Source organism: Paramuribaculum intestinale (assembly GCF_003024925.1).
GTDB lineage: Bacteria > Bacteroidota > Bacteroidia > Bacteroidales > Muribaculaceae > Paramuribaculum > Paramuribaculum intestinale.
On sequence record NZ_PUED01000353.1, the window covers coordinates 1 to 1247 of the forward strand.

3 protein-coding genes are annotated in these 1247 nt (G+C 37.4%); all 3 read left to right on the plus strand.

Features of this window, described 5'->3' with window-relative positions; all coding sequences use genetic code 11:
* Positions 1-299, plus strand: a 299-nt coding sequence (locus tag C5O24_RS14225; protein WP_161553922.1) for a hypothetical protein, incomplete at its 5' end; no start/stop codon positions are given.
* A gap of 10 nt (positions 300-309) precedes the next feature.
* The gene (locus C5O24_RS13475) at positions 310-591 is read left to right on the plus strand and encodes a hypothetical protein (protein ID WP_107681980.1); all 282 of its coding nucleotides are present in this window, start codon (positions 310-312) and stop codon (positions 589-591) included.
* A gap of 168 nt (positions 592-759) precedes the next feature.
* Positions 760-1247, plus strand: a 488-nt coding sequence (locus tag C5O24_RS13480) for a phage holin family protein (RefSeq protein ID WP_107681981.1), incomplete at its 3' end; no start/stop codon positions are given.

Genomic DNA, 1247 nt, shown 5'->3' on the forward strand with positions numbered 1-1247 from the left:
CATCTACGCCATTCTGCATAGAGTTTATTGTTGTTGCTGACTTGAATAGTCAGAATGGCTTCAATATTTATGGTAGATGTAAAAAAGAGGTTACTGTCAATGGAGCAAAACAAACACCTTATTTTACCGATGAATATCCTACTATGACACATTGGAATAATGGTAGGTATGACAACCTTAAGATGGGTGCTGGTGATGCTGTAACGTTCCTACTTGTTTATGACCCCAATAAAACAGGCGTGCTTGATACATCCTATACACTGATGTATACAGCAAGGATTATTAACAGACAAAACTGATAGAACGAATATGAAAATAGACTTCTCAAGAATTGAAATCTTCACGGATGTGGCGCATAAGAATTGTTCCATTTGTGACTTGCGTACACAATTTGCAGATGTGATATACAATATGGGGCAAGGTGTCGCCGCTCACGCTTTGGCTTTGAAGATATATAATTCAGACGGCCCAACAAACTATACCGACAAGGAAATTCAACAGATTGAAACCTATATGACCTTATGTAGTCCAGCTTTCATTGATGCAATGAACCGACTTCTGGGACATGAAGCGGAAGTAGTAACAGACTAAATGAAATCCCATCTAACATTGATTAGGTGGGATTTTTACGACTATTAGATAAAGTCGTAGATTGACGGTGGTTATAATTCTTTAGTTAGAGGAATATAAATACCTTTGGTTGTCATCTTATTGTAGAATGGCAACCGATTGTAATAACATTTATAAAGACGACAAGTAATGAACGACAATAATCTATTTAGTTCGATTTTTGCTGTATTGGGTGCTTCCATAACATCCTTTTACGCGCATCTCGCCCCTTGGCTTCTACTGGGCATGATTCTTGTTATCGCAGATTTAAGATTCGGCATCATGGCTGCTAAAAAACGTGGTGAGAAGATACGTTTTTCACGCGCCATCCGGCGTACCATAAATAAGATGGTCGATTACTTGTGCTGGGTTACACTCGCAGAAGTATGTAGTATGACCTTTGAGATAACGATTGGTGTACCTGTCATAAGTATGGGTATGCTATTTATCATTTATGGTATTGAGATAAATTCTTGTGTCAATAATTATCTTGAATATAAAGGCATTAAGAAGAAATTCAATTTTTACAAATTGGTTGGCAAAGAGGAACTTCTTGATGATGTCACCGAAGAAAAGAGGAAAGTGACAACCATTGAAGAAAGAGAAGTAACAAAGACATCCCCTAAAGATGATCTGTA